The sequence below is a fragment of the Grimontia kaedaensis genome (assembly GCF_023746615.1).
Taxonomy (GTDB): Bacteria; Pseudomonadota; Gammaproteobacteria; order Enterobacterales; family Vibrionaceae; genus Enterovibrio; species Enterovibrio kaedaensis.
In genome coordinates, this window is record NZ_CP082276.1 from 1,438,265 (window position 1) to 1,455,374 (window position 17,110).

The window sequence follows — 17,110 nt, forward strand, 5'->3', positions numbered from 1 at the left end:
AAAACACTGTTTATGAAAACTAAACATATTAGCTACCAAATGCAGCTTTACGTCGCCTTGGTTAGGGCAGGCAGTTTTACTCAGGCCGCAGAACAACTGGGCATTACCCGTTCTTGGCTCAGTCAGCAAATCAGTGGATTGGAGAAATCACTAAACACCCTGTTGTTGCATCGCACCACCCGCACGCTGCGGATGACAGATTCCGGCGAGCGCTTTTTTGAACATGCCGTAGCAATGGAAAATTTGCTGGAAAAAGCCCAGGAAGATATTTCTTCAACCCAAGCGGGCATAAAAGGAAGAGTCCGAATTTCCTGCCCAACAGCCCTGGCATCGGTATTGGTTGTCCCTACGATTAAAACCTTAAGGTGCGAACATCCTGAACTGGATATCGAACTTGTCGTGACGGATACCATCCAGGATCTGCTCCAGGAAAATATCGATGTGGCGATTCGTGTGGGTAATCTCCCAGATAGCAATTTGAAAGCCAGATTACTCGGGCGCTTTCACCAATGCTGGTATCAGTCACCTGAACTGGCAGAAGATTCAGATGACCAGATTCTGCTGCCATGGCAAACCGCAGAGCACGCCAACGTGCTGCGTGTAAACAATATCCTCACCGCTGCAGAAATGGCAAAGCAGGGATTGGGACGTGTATTGCTGCCCGATCTTTTTGCCCGGTCATGTTGTGAGCAAGGGTTGCTGACCTTGGTTTCAAGAGCAGAGCCTGAGCCAGAGCCAGAACAACAACGTGATGTTCACGCCATCCACGCGTTCTCAGAGTTTACACCCGCGCGAATCCGTCTGGTTATCGACACGCTGCTGTCGCAGTTCCAGCTTTCACAGTCAAACATGGACTAAACAAAAACGGTGACTACCCGAGTCACCGTTTTAAGCGCTGCTTGTTAGCACATCACCACTGGGTTTCACCTTCGTGCACCTGCGCACCTAGCTCCAGCGTGAAGGTAGCACCCAGTTTCGGGTAGTAACCCACCATAGTATCAATCACGCCTTTGCTGTCTTCGCTCTTGGCTTTAGCGTCTGCAAAGCGCTCAATCCAAGTGGCTGTGTAATCAATGGTCGAAGGATCCAGTTTGCCTTCGGTTTTCATGTGACCCGGGATGACCAGTTCAGGCTTCAAAGACTGCATTTCCTTGAGCTGATCCAACCACGCTGTCACTTCTTCATCGGTTTGGGTGTCTGCCATCCAAACGTGCATACCTTCAACAATGCCGACGTTACCCAGAATGGCCTTTTCAGATGGGACCCAGAGGTACGGACGATGCGCTAGTACCCCATCTGTGCCTTTGATTTCGATAACCGCATCATCGACTTTTAGCTCTGCGCCGTTAAATACATCCGGTACAAGAGGTTGCTTCGGTGCATTCGAACCCATTTTGGGGCCCCAGAAACTGATCTTGGTTTCCAGCTTTTTCACGATAGCGTCACGTACTGCTTGAGTGGTCAGCACATTCGCATGTGGGAAGATTTCAAGTAGCTGTGAAGCGCCGAAGTAGTAATCCGGATCCGCCTGGCTGATGTAAATGGTTTTCAACTCTTTGCCGGAGTCCAATACTTTAGCGGCGATTTGCAAAGCATCCGCACGGGTAAAACCCGTGTCGATCACCATCACTTCTTTTTCGCCTGCAACGACGGTAGAAGTCACGTTGAAGCTGTTGTCGTCTCCGTAGTAAATGTCAAATGTCAGTGGTGTAGTCTCCGCTATTACTGGGGCAGTCAAAGCGAAAGATAAAGCTAATGCGATTGCTGTTTTCATTGTTGTACTTCCTCGTTATTTGGGCTTGGGAAGAAGCATAACGATTAGATATGCTCGGAAATACCGCCTATTCTTTGCATCATTATTTCTCAAATCGAACAGATAAAGAGTGAACTTATGGATAAGTTGACTGCCGCAAGGGTGCTTCTCGATGTGGCGCAAACGGAAAGTTTCACCGCCACCGCTGACCGGTTAGAGATGTCCCGACCTATGGTGACACGCTATGTGGAAGCCATGGAAAACTGGCTTGGGGCGAGGCTGTTGAACCGCACTACCCGCAAAGTGTCACTCACCAATATGGGTAAGCAAGTGCTGCCAGATATGCAGCGATGGGTGGAACAGGCGCTGCATCTGGAAGAGAGCCTGATGCCCGGCGAAGCGCTTAGCGGATTTATCCGCATCAGCACCAGTATGTCATTTGGTTTTTCCCTGTTGATGCCAGCACTGCATGAATTTCGGGAGCGTCATCCCGGTGTCACCATTGATATCGACGCACAGGACAGAGCGGTTGATCTGGTCACCGAACGCGTTGATCTCGCCATCCGCACCGCCAGCAACCCAGATCCTTCGCTGATTGGCCGACCCCTCGCTCCCTGTGAATCAACCTTGGTTGCCTCTCCTGCCTATCTGAAATCGCGGCCGCCTATCTTGGTACCGGAAGATCTCAAAGCGCACGAATGCCTGGGCTATAAGAACTTTGGCCGACACGAATGGCACCTCACCAAAGGCCATGAAAAACAAACTATTGAAGTAAATTGTCCGATCACTGGCAACGAAGCAACAGTGCTGCTTCATGGTTCGTTAGCAGGCATGGGAATTTCCATGCAGCCGACGTATCTGGTCGAGGAAATGTTGAAAAAAGGCGAACTGGAAGCAGTATTGCCGGAATGGGAATTAAACACCCTGACCATCTATCTGCTGTACGCATCACGCAAGCATCTTTCGAGGCCTGTACGCGCTTTGATTGATTTTCTGGTTGAGTATTTTGATGGGAAATTCTGACGCTCAGGAACAGACCCTCCCCTTAAAAGAGGAGGGAGTAAAGGCGCTTACTTGTAAGCACCCGCCGCGTAATGCAGTTCGTAAGAGTGGCTGTAGATCTCAAGGATATTGCCGAACGGGTCTTCCATGTAGATCATGCGGTAAGGCTTTTCGCCTGGGTAATAGAAACGAGGCGCTTTCATGCGCTTCTTGCCACCCGCCGCGACAATTTTTTCAGCCAAACCTTCAACATCCGGGTCCTGCACACAGAAATGGAAGATGCCGGTTTTCCAGTATTCGAAGTTATTCTCTGGGTTTTCCTGATTCTTGAATTCAAACAGCTCAACGCCAATGCGGTCACCGGTAGAAAGGTGCGCAATACGGAAACGTTCCCAGCCTGCACCGAATACATCAGTACACATTTCACCGATGGCAGAATCGTCTTCAACAATCTCTGTAGGCTCCATGATGAGGTACCAACCCAGTACTTCGGTGTAGAACTTCACCGCAGCTTCCAAGTCAGGAACCGAAATACCAATGTGTGAGAAGTTACGTGGATATGGCGTTGTCATGGTCAAAATCTCTCAATGCGTTATCGGATGAAGAGAAGTTTACTCAGCACCTTTAGCATTGAAAAATTATCGATTATTATTATATCCATAATATAATTTTATTCACCTCTATATGCTGAACCCTAAATGGCTCAATACCTTCGCCACGCTGGTTGAAACCGGCAGCTTTACCAAAACCGCTGAACGGCTTTACATGACGCAACCCGGCGTCAGTCAGCATGTGAAGAAGCTAGAAGACGAATTGAGGGAAACCCTGATATTCCGTGAAGGAAAGCAATTTGAACTGACACGTGAAGGTATCATGCTGAATGCCTTTATCGCCGAGCAAAAGCAGCAGCAGGCAGACTTTCTGGCAAGAATGAAAGATGATGATCCGCATCAAGGGGCGATCCGCATTGCCTGTTCTGGCGCAATGGCAATGAAGCTATATCCATCTTTGTTGAACCTGCAAGCCTCATACGCCGGCTTATCGGTGCAGCTTGAGGCCGCGCCCGCCGACAGAATTCGTCAGATGCTGATGGATAACCAAACCGACATTGGCATCACTACCCAAGAGTTCAATCACCCTGCCTTTGAAGAAACCTTACTCGGTGAAGAAGCACTTTTTTTGATCGCGCCGTCCGGCGCTGATATCCCCCAAGGCAATTTCCAAGCGCTTGCTTCGTTGGGCTATATTCATCACCCCGATGGAAAACACTATGCCGATTTGGTGCTTGGAAGTAACTTCCCCGAAGAATACCGTGGCGTCGAATCCTTGGATCATCGCGGTTACGTCAACCAACTGGCGCAGATCCTGTTGCCCGTATCAAAAGGCATTGGTTTCACCGTGTTACCGGAAAGTGTTATGAGTCGATTTGAGCAAAAAGAACAGCTTAGGTCACTTCCGCTTGAATCACCGGTTTCACAATCCCTCTTTCTTTCGAAGAAGAAACATCGCGATTTGCCCAAGCGATTCGAAGCGGTGATGGAAATCATTCACCAATCAACAAGCAAATAAAAAAGCCGCCCAAACAGGCGGCCAATGCCTTCAAGCGTGAAGACTTAACACACTTTAAATTTACCAATCAGTGCATCAAGCTCATCCACTTTTCTGTCGAGCGAGGCAATGCGGGATGCACTTTGCTGGGCACTCTCCAGAGACTTGGAAGAAATATCGCTGATGGCGGTAATATCTGAGGCGATTTCTCGGGTTACGGATGTTTGCTCATCCGCTGCTGTCGCTATAGAGCTGATCATGCTTTGCACCGATGCCGCGCCATTGAAGATATCATCCAGCGCTTTTACGGCGCTCTCGCTATGGTTCACACCAATCTCAACCAAGCCACAGTTCTCTTCGGTACTGGTGACGGCATTTTGTGTACCCGTCTGGATCGATTGGATGATGGTAGAGACTTCTTGCGTCGCCTGCGTAGTGCGCTCCGCCAGTGCACGAACTTCATCTGCAACAACGGCAAACCCCCGCCCAAATTCGCCCGCACGCGCCGCCTCGATTGCCGCATTTAGTGCGAGCAGGTTGGTTTGCTCTGCAATACCCTGAATCACTTTGATCACGTTACCAATTTCTTCACTGTGGCTGCCAAGCTCTCGCATAGAAATTGACATTTCCTGCATTTGCACAGATACCTGCTGGATGCTGTTCACCATCTCACCAATCACCTGACGACCTTCGTTTGCTGCCTCTTCTGACCGCTTAGCTTCATCAAAGGTGGCTGTACCCTGATTCGCCACTTCAGAAATCGTCAGGCTCAATTCTTCTGATGCAGTCGCAATCAAGGTCGCTTTTTCATCCTGCATCGATGCGCCTGAAACCACATCCTGACTGATGGTAGACAGTGCTTTAGCTGAAGAATGCACCTCTTCAGTTACGCCGCGGATAGAAGAAATCAGGCTTACCAGAGACGCTTGCATAGCATTCACAGACACCGCCAGACTTGCCAATTCATCGCCGGATTTATCTTCGATGGCATCGTCCGAGAGCTCTCCGTTAGCAATACGCTGCGCCGCTTCATTCAAAGTTTTCAATCGGCGAGTAATGGAGGTAGAAAGCAAATAAGCAATACCGCAGGAGAGAAAAATCGCCACCGCTGCCAGTGAAAGCAGGGTCATTCGCATCACTTCATAGGCATCTAGCAGACTGCCAAGTGCCTTGTCAGTTTCTGCCACTTCCTCAGAAGAAACCTGGTCGAGAATGTCTTCGATAGGTGCCAGATGCACGAGGTAAACGTCGTGAAGCTCTTCCACCAAATCAGACATTTCTCCACCCTTACCTACCCGCGGAAGAATACTGTTTTCAAAAGCAGCAAGGTAAGCTTTCATGTGATCTTCTATCTCTGCCAGTCTCTGAAAATCTTCCGACCCCGGGGTCTCCAACAGACGAACGTTAGCAATCAAATCCATATACTCTTTGGTGTTGCTCTCTAAATCATCCCTAGCACCAGTGACATCATTTATCACGCCCATTGAATCACGGTAAACGTCACCGGCTTCATCAATCAGTCCGAGATAACCAATCGCTTCCGGCACATCATCGGTTCTCACTTCAATACCGACTTCCTGAAGAAACGCCAACTTAATCCAGACAAACGCCACCATGCCAACTAACAGGCTAAGAATGCCCCCAAACCCAAAAAACAATTTTTGACTAACTGTCAGCTTCCTAAACATGCTGCTTCTCCTTCACGATGAAATAAATCATTTACCGTATGATGTATCGACCCGCACACCATTCGCTTTAGTGATAAATCGAACGCCAGCGTAACACCCGCGACATATTCAGCTCTCTATCCCGTTATCATGCGTTACTATTCAGAGGGTTAGTTTTCGAATAAAAAATGCGCAGGATTTGTTAAAAAGTCTGCTGATAACTTGGAAGGATGAAAACAAGGGAGAAACTGCAATGAAACGCCAATCAACGGCAGAGCACTACCAGAAAAGGCTTTCCGTGCTGTCGGATTACATCTACGACAACCTGGAAGATGATTTGGATATGGATAAGCTCGCTGAGGTTGCGTTGATCTCTCCTTATCACCTGCACCGCATTTATCGTGGGATCTACGGCAACAGTCTGACGGATTCCATCCGTTGGACACGCCTTCACTATGCGGCGGACAGGTTGATTAAGACGGACATGAGCATTGAAGCGATTGGCCGCATGGCGAAATACAACTCTGTGCAGAGTTTCACCCGTGTTTTCAGTGAAGTCTTTGGCATGCCACCCGCCCGATTCAGGCGTGAAGGTGACCATGTTCAATTTATGCAACCAACACGGAAAAACGAGGACTACCCCATGCAAGAGATCACATTAAGAGACGGTGAGGCGCTGACCCTTATCGGATTCGAACACCACGGTGATTACATGAAGGTTGGACAGCAATTCGAAAAGCTACAGGGCTGGCTGGCGACCCGCAACCTCATTGATCCAAGAACCCGTTTCTTCGGCGTGTATTTTGATGATCCGGATACTAAACCTATTGAAGAGTTGCGCTCTCTGGCTTGTATCACAGTCACTAACCCAGATAAGTTCCCTATGGAAGAGGGATTGAAGCGTTTTGATATTCAAGCGGGTAAGTGTGCGGTAATGCGCTACAAAGGCCCATACGCAAATATGGATGCGGCCTATCGCTGGTTATTTTCTGAATGGTTACCAAATTCCACTGAGCGTGTCCGCAACCAACCGGCCTATGAGGAGTACCTCAATGATGTTCATTCTGTACCACAAACTGAGCTGCTAACTGATATTTACATCCCGTTGGAGTAGTACCTCAAATGAATTCAACTAAGAGGTAAGCGGCAGTCCGACGTGCCGCTTTTTTCATTTTAGAGCGATTGCCCTCAGCTCTGAAGTTATCCAACAGTGAAATGCCTGCACCTTTTTAATCCTAAGGTGCGATTCCGGGCAGACAAAGTGGTACCCGAACGCGACTTTTTGGTTGTGTTCCCGTCCAAAGGGATACATCAAACGCCCCTCCTTCACATCTAGGTCTGCCAGTGCGGTGGAAGTAAGCGCCACACCTTGCCCTTCGATAGCCGCCTGCATCGCCAGCGCCTCGCTGGAAAACTGGTGGCCAGAGTTCGCATCTGGATGATCAACCCCTGCCGCACGCAGCCACATACCCCAGCAGGGTGCCTGCGCCTGAGTGGTTTGCCAATCAGAGCGCAACAGCATGTGATGCTTCAGATCCTTTGGCGAATGTAAGGGACGTTGGCCTTCCATCAAGGCAGGGCTGCAAACTGGCACAACCTCTTCCGGGATTAACACCTCGCAATGCAAGCCAGTGTAATCACCACCACCATAACGAAGCGCAATGTCTACGCCATCCTGCCGGAAGTTCACCAAAGACTCACTGGCGTCTACCCGCAAACGATACGCAGGATACTGCTGGTAAAAACTGCCTAATCTTGGCAGTAACCATTTTGCGGCAAAAGTCGGTGACACACTCACCACCAATTCATTGCTATGACGATGTCGATGCAGTTGCCGGACTCCTTCTTCGAGTTTGGCGAATCCTTCCTCCATGAACGGATAAAGCTGCTCACCCGCTTCGGTGAGTGAGATTGCACGTACCTTACGTTCAAACAACGCAATATCCAGATAGCTTTCCAGCGTTTTTATTTGCTGACTGACGGCGGCAGGCGTGACATGCAACTCCTCCGCTGCCTGTTTAATACTGAGGTGCCGCGCCGTACTTTCAAAAGCTCTCAGAGCATTCAATGGGGGAAACTGTACTTCCATGATTTAGTTTTTCTTATCCATAAAGTAGAAAACCTCGTTTGTGGTCCAGAAAAGAGTATCTCAAGATTGAGCTTAACTTAAGTATTTCTTGATTAAAAAAGAGACAAGCTGGAGGAGAGGCAAATGAGGATTTCAGAGAAGAAAAGCCACACCCTGTTGGTCGCGCCTTATGGGCAGAGTAGAGAAACGCATCTTGAAATCAGCCGAATGATCTGGAAATTGGTGAAAGGTGTAATGGCGTGGTATCAGGCTTTTAGGCTAAAGCATCAAAGAGAGAAACTTCGCGACTCGCTTTCGAGCTATCCGGACTACCTCCTTAAGGATTTTGGATTAAGTCCAGAAGAAATCAGTGTCATTAAAACCCGCAATATTCGATTGAAGTCAGAACAAATTGCGCACAGTGTGAGAAGAAACTAAACGTTCACCCTATTCGGGGTGAGCGCTCCAATCAGGATTTTACTTTCTCGCTACATTCACACTGTGCCGCCCACTTTAAATACCAGGCTTCCAACTCCTCTATGGGTTTGGGAGTACATATTAAAAATCCCTGCACCAACATGCTCGGATAATTGGACGTCAGGTATTCCAACTCTTCGGAAAGTTCAACACCCTCAGCGACGACTTTGCAGTCCGACTCTAAAGAAAAGTCCGCCAACGAGCGAACAATTGCCTGACCAAAATGATCGTTGTGGATCTTGCTGATAAGCGATCGATCCACCTTCACTTCAGTAAAGGGCAAATGCCGCAAGTGGCGGAAGTTGGCAAAACCGGTTCCAAAGTCATCCAGAGAGACACCAAAGCCCTGCATCCTTAATCGGTTTAAGGATTCAAGTTGCTCAGGCGAACTCAGTGCTGACTCCTCTGTAATTTCTAACGTAATTCGTTGTCGCAATACGTTCTTTGCTTTAAACAGCGCATCTAATCGGTTTGGGATACTTAAATCACCCAATTGTTGCGCAGACAAGTTGATGCTCACCGTCACATCCGGCCCAAATATGGCAGCAAGCGTTTCCATATCCGTTGCTGTTTTTTCCGCAATAGTTGTAGTGAGCAAATCCACCAACCCATGTTGAACCGCAGTGGCCAAGAAGCAATTTGGCATTAATACCATGCCTCTTTCGGGGTCGAAAATGCGCGCCAAGACTTCAACGCTTTCTACACGCTTTGTCAGAGGATTCACTTTCGGCTGATAATACGGCACCACATTTCCGCCAATGAGGTATTTAATCAACTCCTCACGTGACATGGCAGCATTCTGTAAAAATTGCATTTCATCAGGTCTTGGAAGCTTATTCAGCGTTTTTTCCAATGCGTCTAACGTAATAGGCTTAGCGATACTGCCCAACAGGTAAACCCACTGTAGTTTTGCTATTTCAGCAGCCAATTCCGTTACCCGATCCTCTAAGTCGGAAATAATACATACCGCGCCACGGAAGTTCATTTTTCCCAATTCACGGATAACGCACATCCCATCAATATCGGGCATACCTAAGTTGGTAAACACCACATCATAGTGAGTCTTTCCAAAGTTGATTTCATCTAATGCTGTTTGCGGACACGAGAAACAACTCACCTTTTCGTACCCTAGGCAGCTAAGCATTTTTTTAATCAACAATAAGACGGATTCAGAGTCGTCTATAACTGCAACATGTTTAGTACTTTTCACTCTCCCCACCAACCCATGTCCTATTAGTACTAAGAATAAATCCCAACGTGTTTGCCAATTTTAAACTTTGCGCATTGTCGTAATTAGAATTCAAACGCTGAAGTAGACTACCCTTCTCTCTCGAGTTTTTGTTGTAATCGAGAAGAGCTATGAACACCAACCTTCTATATGAAAGTTTATTAATCACTGTCAACAGCCATCAATAGAATATTCTTTAAGCTGTTTATTATTAATAGAAAACATATCAGCTTTGCGCCAAATGAATTGAAAATTTTTGTCTCATATTTAGGAATTTTTAGCTTTAGTTTTCTTATATACATGTTTTATAAGAATAAATAATTAAATATGCAACGAGACATTAATTTCAAACATTGTCATAAAGTTTCATATGCGTTTCATGGTCTTGTTTTTGAACCATACGTAGCAAAAATATGAATCAAAGCGCATATAATTTTCAAATAATAAGAGCATATTAAATTCAGTTAATGAACTTAAACTTTCCCATTCTGTATGCTTCTCTTAACGCCATATATTAGTAAAATACATTTAAACGGGCATTTAAAACATAAGAAAGCGCTTTCAGTCATAAATCCACTATAGCTCATAATGCATCTTATTTTTCCTGAACTACCAACAAGAAAATTTAATTTTCATGATTAAGGATTTTTAATATGAAGGAGAAAAATGAATAGAAGCATTAAAAGTAAGGAGACTGGTTTACCGCATCAAATACCATCAATCAATTTCCTTGTTGGAAGCAAGATCATCAAACTGAAGATATAAAATGAATAATGAGCAAAAAGGAGAGTTTTGTACTCTTATCAAAAAGATGAGGGCTATTACAAAATCATTTCAGTTATGACAGTAGCTGGGCCTAGGTCAAAATGTAGTAGCATCATTTAAAAAAATACGCAACCTTGTTCATGAAAAATGAGTTGCTATGAATCAGTGTAGCTTAGTTGTATAGATCTGATACGTGACGAATCGATAAGTCAGATTGATATTTGAAGTCAAATCTATATGGAATTATGACGATAACATGTAGATAACAAGAAAAAAGATCATCACTTACCGATAATTCGCCTCTCTGTGATTCTTTTCTTCAAACTGGATACCTAGTGTGATTTAAACTGAACGCAACTCTTCCGGACATGATAATATTCTTTAACATACTCTATTTATTGATAAATCGTGAAAAACATAGAGATAATTCGCGAGGTTTGGGAGCGTATCAGCCAAGCTGACTATCGAGGCTCCCATCACTTAATGAATACCTCATTGTGAATGAAGTTTTTCGTAAACGCTGGATATTCAAGGTTCTCTATTTAGAAGAGACATCTTCAGACAAAGTCATCAGCATTACTTTCGTATCACACCCTAACTGTTACGACAGTTTCTGTACCACCAGCATCTGTAAGTTAGAAGACGGTGTAATCAGTGAAATTGAGACACTCTGGGCGTTTCAAGATAAAAAAGTGAAATGGCGAGTAGGTTTTAGCCATACCTATTAGCTATAGCTGGAAAGATAAAACTGTTGTCCTTAAAAGGCATATAGTGGAGAGATACTCAAAGAAAAGAGTGGTAAATAGCCCCTCAATATCTAGAATGCGGGCATTAATTTTCGCAATGAATGAGAGTGTCTTTATGTCTCGCGACTATACCTTCGAATGCCTTGTCACCATGCCACGTCATGAACTGGAAGAATTCAGCGCCCGAATGATCGGCAGAATGGTGCCAGAGGATGTGATGACTGAAATATTCACGTTCGAACAAGAAGAGATAGATAGCGAAGAACGTTTGTTGTCAGCTCGCCTTGACGCCATGTTGCGCATGACAGCAATCGCACTGAACGAAACGCAGCAAGCGTTTGATGACTCTGAGCATGCAAAGCAAAACAGCGAGAGAATGACGAGACTACTGCTTTGGCATTTCTACGCTATCTCTTTTCACCTGGAACAGGCGATTACGCTGGAAACCCATTGTGAAGAAGTTGAGAAGCTACTGAAAAACACACCCAAGGATGTCTTCGGTTGGGTTAAGACACTTACAGAACTGCTACACACCTATGCAGAGATCAGTGCAGGACAGAACCCTGAAAGCTAACTAGGGTCTTTTGACTCTAGGCGTTCTCCCCCAGCTTTTTCAATTCTTGTTCGCTGAAGCTCACAAACCCGATCGGCACATCGCTGCCCAGCGCAGCGATGATATTCTCGGCACTTTCTGCCCCAAAGCCGCCGCACAGTTCAACGACCTGAGCACCGTTTCCAATCAGCACTCTGGCCGCTATCACTGCTTCTTCGTCGGAACTGACACCCAAAACTTCCGTTCTGAACAAAGACGACTCAATCACAGATCGGTGTTCATCTTGCTGGTAATCCGGCGCTTTGATGATAAAGCCGTAATGGGAGATCATATTGAATCCTTTTAGTTAAAGTGATTTGTACACTAGGGTCTGTTGACCCTAACATCTTATTCCCAACTTCCCAGAAATCATCCACGCAATTGAATCCTTTGGGTTTTGCTCTATCTTTTCAGGTACACGCAGTTTGTAGAGCCTCTCATGAACCTGAAACGCATTGAAACCTTTGTACTCGTTGCCACCCTTCGCAGTTTTCGCAAAGCCGCCGAGCAGCAATTCACCACACAGCCTGCTATCTCATCCCGCATCGCAAGTTTAGAAAAAGAACTGGGTGTTACTCTTTTTGACCGCGAAGCATCGCCTATCACGCTAACAGCCAAAGGGCGTGAGCTATTACCTTACGCAGAGAAAATGCTGCTGAGTGCGGAACAGTTTCAAAAGCGCGCAGAGAACAATGCGCTGTTTACGGGAACCTTGAGACTGGGGATTTCTGAAACCGTTGTGCACACCTGGCTGACGGAGTTTCTTCGAAGCTTTAACGATAAATTTCCGCGGCTGGATATCGATATTACGGTGGATGTTACGTCGAACCTGCGTCATGACTTGTTGGACAGAACGCTGGATTTAGCCTTCCTGATGGGACCAATTTCAGAGCCTTCAGTGCAAAACATGCCGCTGTGTCGCTATCCGCTGGTATGGGTGGGTAGCACGTCAATGCCAATCTCGAACACTTCCATGTCGTTAGCTGAATTGGCTGACTTTCCCATCATTACTTACGCCCGCAATACACAGCCATTCGGAGAAATCAAAGAACAGTTCGCACAGGCTGATGCAGCTAACGCCCGTTTCTTTACCTCAAGTTCTCTCTCTGCCTGTTTGCGGATGACCCGAGACGGATTGGGCTTGGCGACCCTACCGACTGTCATTGCCGCTCCTGAAATTGAAGCCGGAAGTTTGCAGCTTGTTGATTGCGGCTGGGTACCTTCCCCACTTGGCTTCACCGCTTCTTATCTACATGCACCAATGAACGGTGCAGCAGAGGAAGCGGCAAAACTGGCAGTGGAAGTAGCAGGGAAAACAGGACATTAATTTTATTTATCAGAAAAGGTAAAAAACTATAATTGGACGAAATGACACCAACCTGCAACATTTAGTTAACACAACATTCAACCAACGAGGCCAAGGAAAGCCATGAGTCAACTTGCAGGACAAGAAGCCCCTCTTTCATCCAATCACTACGAAGCAGCCCTGACACAGGCACGTGAATTAAGAAATCTGACACGTGACGGCAAGTTTATTGGTTCGACAAGTGGATTTGCCCCTGGCATCGCACAGGGAAACCTTGTCATTCTTCCCAAAGACTGGGCAGACGACTTTCTTGTATTTTGTCAGAAGAACCCCGTTCCCTGTCCTCTGTTATCAGTATCCAGCCCGGGTGAACCAATGATTGATTTGCTTGGCAAGGATATCGATATTCGCACCGATGTACCTGAGTACCATATCTTCAGAAACGGTGAATTGGCTGAGAAAACTCATGACATTAAAGATCTTTGGTGGCATGACATGGTGACTTTTGTCTTGGGTTGTTCTTTCTCGTTTGAAGATGCTTTGATTCGTGCTGGCCTGTCCCTTCGTAATATTGATTGCCAATCGAATGTATCAATGTTCCGCACCAACTTGGCGACGACACCAAGCCAATATTTCAGTGGGAACATGGTGGTTACTATGCGCCCGTTTAAACCAGCTGATGCGATTCGCGCCATTCAAATTACTTCCCGCTATCCGAAATCCCATGGTGCGCCAGTACATATAGGAAACCCCGCCGACATTGGCATCAAAGATCTCTCCAACCCGGATTTTGGTGATGCAGTACCTATTAAGGACGGTGAAATCCCCGTTTTCTGGGCATGTGGTGTAACGCCACAGTTGGCCATTATTAATGCTAAGCCGCCCATCGCCATTACCCATGCACCCGGCAAGATGCTGGTGACGGATATCAGTAACGAGCAACTCTCAGTTTTATAAGTATTAATAGGACACTAGTGAAAAGGAGACTTCCGATGAAGTTGTTGAAAAACCTGCTGCCAGCTATGGCAGTGTCTCTCGCTGCACTTTCTGTGCCTTCTGCACTCGCTGCGCAATGGCATATGCCGACACCTTACGGTGATGCTAACTTGCCGACCAAAATCGCCTATGACTTTGCTGAGCAAATCAAAACATCCACAGGTGGAGAGGTCGATATCAAAGTTCACTCGGGCGCATCTTTGATGAAGCACCCTGAAATCCCTCGCGCGGTGCGCACAGGACAAGTGCAGCTTGGCGAAGTCTTCATTGGCATCATGGGTAATACCCACCCTATTTTTAAGCACGACAACATTCCTTTCCTCGCCACTGACTACGAGCAAGCCCAGAAACTGTGGGAAGCCGCTAAACCAGAGATTGAAAAACAACTCAGTAAAGAAGGCATGATCCTGCTCTACACCGTGCCATGGCCTGCACAAAGCCTTTACACCAAAAAGCCGGTGAACTCGCTGGCTGACATTAAAGGCACCAAGATGCGCGCTTATAGCCCATCAACATCCCGTCTTGCTGACCTGATGGACACCACACCCACCACGGTTCAGGTGCCGGATATTCCACAGGCATTTAGCACTGGCATTATCGATGCGATGGTCACATCACCTTCGACTGGCGCAAACGGTCAAGCATGGGATTACCTGAGCCACTTCACCGAGATCAAAGCCTGGATTCCAAAGAACTTTGTCGTCGTGAACAAGCGCGCATTTAAGCGTTTGGACAAAGACGCTCAGAAAGCCATTTTGGATGCAGCAGCAGCAGCCGAAGCACGTGGCTGGGCAGAGGTTTTAGATCAAGAAGCCAAAGACACCAAAACACTCGCTGACAACGGCATTGTGGTTTCGAAACCTTCCGAGCAATTGCTAAATGAGCTTCAGGCGATTGGCGTGACCATGACTGAAGAGTGGGAAGCAGAAAACTCACAAGCGCTAGCGCCTGTTCTGAAAGCCTATAAAAACTAAGTAAGTAGTTACTTACTACGACGTACCCTCCCCTGGAAACGGACTTGGGGAGGGCTTCAATACCCTGAGCTACGCCTGTCTGGAAGCATTATTATGAAACGAGCTCTGTACCTGCTGTCGGGTGGTTTATCCGGCTTCTTTATTGTGTTGATCATGCTGATCATCCTCGCCCAAATTATTGGCCGTATGATGGGCTTTATTGTCCCGTCGGCAGAAGATTTCTCCGGTTACGCTTTGGCTGCCTCAACCTTCTTTGGCCTAGCCTATACCTTTCGTGAAGGTGGTCATATCCGCGTTAACCTTGCTATTCAAAGGTTGCCAGAATCGCTGCAACGCCCTCTGGAGACTCTGGTCCTAACCCTTGCGTTTTTACTGCTTTGTTTCTGTAGCTATTACTGCACTTACATGGTCTGGGAATCCTATGACTTTGAAGAAGTTACCCACGGTTACATTCCGATTCCTCTGTGGATTCCACAAGTGCCACTCGCGGTAGGCATGATTGCATTCAATCTCGCTGTACTGGATAGCCTGATTGACAACATTCGCGGTATTACCCCCCATTACAAGCAGTTGGAAGGTGAAGACGTTTCGCTCGAACTGATTGAAAACCCTGACGAAGCATCAGCTCCGCAGGTAAGCAGCAAGGAGCGCGCAAAATGACGGACATGACCTTAATCTCATTTATTCTTGCCATCTCCATGCTGCTGTTTTTAGCCGCTGGTTTATGGGTATCCCTTGCCTTAATTGGTGTCGGTGTCATGGGTCTGTACATGACGGGTAACGAACAAATCGGCCTGCTGTTTGGCTCTTCAAGCTGGGGAGCGAGCACCAGTTGGTCGCTGACAGCCCTACCAATGTTTATCTGGATGGGTGAGCTTTTATTCCGAACCCGACTCTCGGAAGATCTGTTTAAAGGTCTTTCGCCTTGGCTGAGCAGTTTTCCCGGCAAACTGCTGCATGTGAATGTGTTGAGCTGCGGCATATTCGCTGCCGTATCAGGCTCATCCGCCGCCACTGCGGCCACTATTGGACGCATGACCCTGCCCGAGCTGAAAGCGCAGGGCTACAGCGAGAAAATGGCCGTCGGCACGCTGGCAGGTTCCGGTACTCTGGGTCTTCTTATTCCGCCTTCCATCATTCTCATTGTGTATGGGGTGGCAGCAGAAGTGTCCATTGGACGCTTATTTATCGCCGGAGCCCTTCCCGGCATCATGTTGATGCTCCTGTTTGTAGGTTACACCACCATCTGGGCATTGATGAATAAAAATGAAGTGCCTCAGCACTCGAGCAACGATGTTAATTGGCAAGTTAGATTCAAAGCGCTGAAAAAGCTGCTCCCGATAGTCGCTCTTATTTCCTTTGTTTTGGGGTCGATCTACGGCGGTTTCACTACACCGACAGAAGCAGCAGCGCTTGGCGTGTTTGGCGCCATGGTTTTGGCCGCCCTTACCGGCTCGTTGAGTCGCCAGAGTTTTATCGACAGTTTACTGGGTGCCGTGAAAAGTGCCTGTATGATTGGCTTTATTCTCGTGGGCGCGCATTTTCTTACACTGGCAATGGGATTCCTCGGCATTCCCCGCGCGTTAGCGGAGTGGATTGCTGCGATGTCACTGTCGCCGTTTGAACTCCTGCTTTACCTCACCATTCTGTTTGTGGTGCTGGGCTGCTTTCTGGATGGTATTTCTGTGGTGGTTCTGACCGTTGCAGTGGTATTGCCTATGGTGCAGCAGGCAGGGATTGATTTGCTGTGGTTCGGTATCTTCATCGTTCTGGTGGTGGAGCTGTCGCAAATCACCCCGCCCGTCGGTTTCAACCTGTTTGTTATTCAGGCACTCACGGGCAAAAACATTCTGTATGTCGCACGCGCTGCGTTTCCGTTTTTTATGCTGATCCTTTTAGGGTTAGTGTTGATTACTGCCTTCCCGGAAATCGTGACCTATCTGCCGACCACCATGAGTCAGCGCTAGCAGGACAAACTGCTTCTAAAG

18 protein-coding genes are annotated in these 17,110 nt (G+C 47.2%); 12 read left to right on the forward strand and 6 right to left on the reverse strand.

What is annotated here, in order from left to right; translation table 11 throughout:
• Positions 1-12: 12 nt before the first annotated feature.
• Positions 13-858: a LysR family transcriptional regulator gene (locus K6Q96_RS23325; protein WP_251880591.1), complete on the forward strand. Its 846-nt coding sequence runs from the start codon at positions 13-15 to the stop codon at positions 856-858.
• A gap of 52 nt (positions 859-910) precedes the next feature.
• On the opposite strand, the gene K6Q96_RS23330 is transcribed toward K6Q96_RS23325, so the two are convergent.
• A complete protein-coding gene (locus tag K6Q96_RS23330; protein WP_251880593.1) occupies positions 911-1,774 on the reverse strand; it encodes an MBL fold metallo-hydrolase in 864 nt (287 codons plus the stop codon).
• A gap of 117 nt (positions 1,775-1,891) precedes the next feature.
• Here K6Q96_RS23330 and K6Q96_RS23335 point away from each other — a divergent pair, with 117 nt between their 5' ends.
• Positions 1,892-2,776 carry a LysR family transcriptional regulator gene (locus K6Q96_RS23335; protein ID WP_251880594.1) on the forward strand — a complete coding sequence of 295 codons (885 nt, stop codon included), beginning with the start codon at positions 1,892-1,894 and terminating at the stop codon, positions 2,774-2,776.
• A 47-nt stretch (positions 2,777-2,823) separates the two neighbouring features.
• Here K6Q96_RS23335 and K6Q96_RS23340 read toward each other — a convergent pair whose 3' ends face one another.
• Positions 2,824-3,327, reverse strand: coding sequence for a lactoylglutathione lyase family protein (locus K6Q96_RS23340; protein WP_039849885.1), 504 nt, complete (start codon positions 3,325-3,327; stop codon positions 2,824-2,826).
• A gap of 112 nt (positions 3,328-3,439) precedes the next feature.
• On the opposite strand from K6Q96_RS23340, the gene K6Q96_RS23345 reads away from it, so the two are divergent.
• Positions 3,440-4,324 (forward strand): LysR family transcriptional regulator, encoded by an 885-nt coding sequence (locus K6Q96_RS23345; RefSeq protein WP_251880596.1) that lies wholly within the window; start codon positions 3,440-3,442, stop codon positions 4,322-4,324.
• A 44-nt stretch (positions 4,325-4,368) separates the two neighbouring features.
• On the opposite strand, the gene K6Q96_RS23350 is transcribed toward K6Q96_RS23345, so the two are convergent.
• Positions 4,369-5,991 (reverse strand): methyl-accepting chemotaxis protein, encoded by a 1,623-nt coding sequence (locus K6Q96_RS23350; protein WP_251880598.1) that lies wholly within the window; start codon positions 5,989-5,991, stop codon positions 4,369-4,371.
• A gap of 232 nt (positions 5,992-6,223) precedes the next feature.
• On the opposite strand from K6Q96_RS23350, the gene K6Q96_RS23355 reads away from it, so the two are divergent.
• Complete coding sequence (locus tag K6Q96_RS23355) at positions 6,224-7,084, forward strand: AraC family transcriptional regulator (protein WP_251880600.1); 861 nt, start codon at positions 6,224-6,226, stop codon at positions 7,082-7,084.
• 54 nt (positions 7,085-7,138) lie between these two features.
• Here the strand turns inward: K6Q96_RS23355 and gcvA are convergent, their stop codons facing one another.
• On the reverse strand, positions 7,139-8,059 hold the full coding sequence (gcvA, locus tag K6Q96_RS23360; protein ID WP_251880602.1) for a transcriptional regulator GcvA: 921 nt from the start codon (positions 8,057-8,059) through the stop codon (positions 7,139-7,141).
• Between the two features lie 123 nt (positions 8,060-8,182).
• On the opposite strand from gcvA, the gene K6Q96_RS23365 reads away from it, so the two are divergent.
• Positions 8,183-8,476: a hypothetical protein gene (locus K6Q96_RS23365; RefSeq protein ID WP_251880603.1), complete on the forward strand. Its 294-nt coding sequence runs from the start codon at positions 8,183-8,185 to the stop codon at positions 8,474-8,476.
• 31 nt (positions 8,477-8,507) lie between these two features.
• Here K6Q96_RS23365 and K6Q96_RS23370 read toward each other — a convergent pair whose 3' ends face one another.
• On the reverse strand, positions 8,508-9,725 hold the full coding sequence (locus K6Q96_RS23370) for an EAL domain-containing response regulator (protein WP_251880605.1): 1,218 nt from the start codon (positions 9,723-9,725) through the stop codon (positions 8,508-8,510).
• A 1,280-nt stretch (positions 9,726-11,005) separates the two neighbouring features.
• On the opposite strand from K6Q96_RS23370, the gene K6Q96_RS23375 reads away from it, so the two are divergent.
• Together K6Q96_RS23375 and K6Q96_RS23380 are read left to right on the forward strand one after the other, a co-directional pair.
• Positions 11,006-11,236, forward strand: coding sequence for a hypothetical protein (locus K6Q96_RS23375; RefSeq protein WP_251880655.1), 231 nt, complete (start codon positions 11,006-11,008; stop codon positions 11,234-11,236).
• A gap of 133 nt (positions 11,237-11,369) precedes the next feature.
• On the forward strand, positions 11,370-11,828 hold the full coding sequence (locus K6Q96_RS23380) for an exoribonuclease R (protein WP_251880658.1): 459 nt from the start codon (positions 11,370-11,372) through the stop codon (positions 11,826-11,828).
• Positions 11,829-11,844: 16 nt separating this feature from the next.
• Here the strand turns inward: K6Q96_RS23380 and K6Q96_RS23385 are convergent, their stop codons facing one another.
• Positions 11,845-12,138 carry a DUF6506 family protein gene (locus tag K6Q96_RS23385; protein WP_251880663.1) on the reverse strand — a complete coding sequence of 98 codons (294 nt, stop codon included), beginning with the start codon at positions 12,136-12,138 and terminating at the stop codon, positions 11,845-11,847.
• A gap of 147 nt (positions 12,139-12,285) precedes the next feature.
• On the opposite strand from K6Q96_RS23385, the gene K6Q96_RS23390 reads away from it, so the two are divergent.
• From K6Q96_RS23390 to K6Q96_RS23410, 5 genes are all read left to right on the forward strand, one after another.
• The gene (locus K6Q96_RS23390) at positions 12,286-13,173 is read left to right on the forward strand and encodes a LysR family transcriptional regulator (RefSeq protein WP_251880667.1); all 888 of its coding nucleotides are present in this window, start codon (positions 12,286-12,288) and stop codon (positions 13,171-13,173) included.
• 102 nt (positions 13,174-13,275) lie between these two features.
• Positions 13,276-14,109, forward strand: coding sequence for a putative hydro-lyase (locus K6Q96_RS23395; RefSeq protein ID WP_251880671.1), 834 nt, complete (start codon positions 13,276-13,278; stop codon positions 14,107-14,109).
• Positions 14,110-14,144: 35 nt separating this feature from the next.
• Positions 14,145-15,122, forward strand: a complete 978-nt coding sequence (locus tag K6Q96_RS23400; RefSeq protein ID WP_251880674.1) for a TRAP transporter substrate-binding protein — start codon at positions 14,145-14,147, stop codon at positions 15,120-15,122.
• Positions 15,123-15,215: 93 nt separating this feature from the next.
• Complete coding sequence (locus tag K6Q96_RS23405) at positions 15,216-15,782, forward strand: TRAP transporter small permease (RefSeq protein ID WP_251880677.1); 567 nt, start codon at positions 15,216-15,218, stop codon at positions 15,780-15,782.
• Positions 15,779-17,089: a TRAP transporter large permease gene (locus K6Q96_RS23410; RefSeq protein ID WP_046303681.1), complete on the forward strand. Its 1,311-nt coding sequence runs from the start codon at positions 15,779-15,781 to the stop codon at positions 17,087-17,089. Before K6Q96_RS23405 ends, K6Q96_RS23410 begins: the two co-directional genes overlap by 4 nt.
• Positions 17,090-17,110 lie beyond the last annotated feature (21 nt).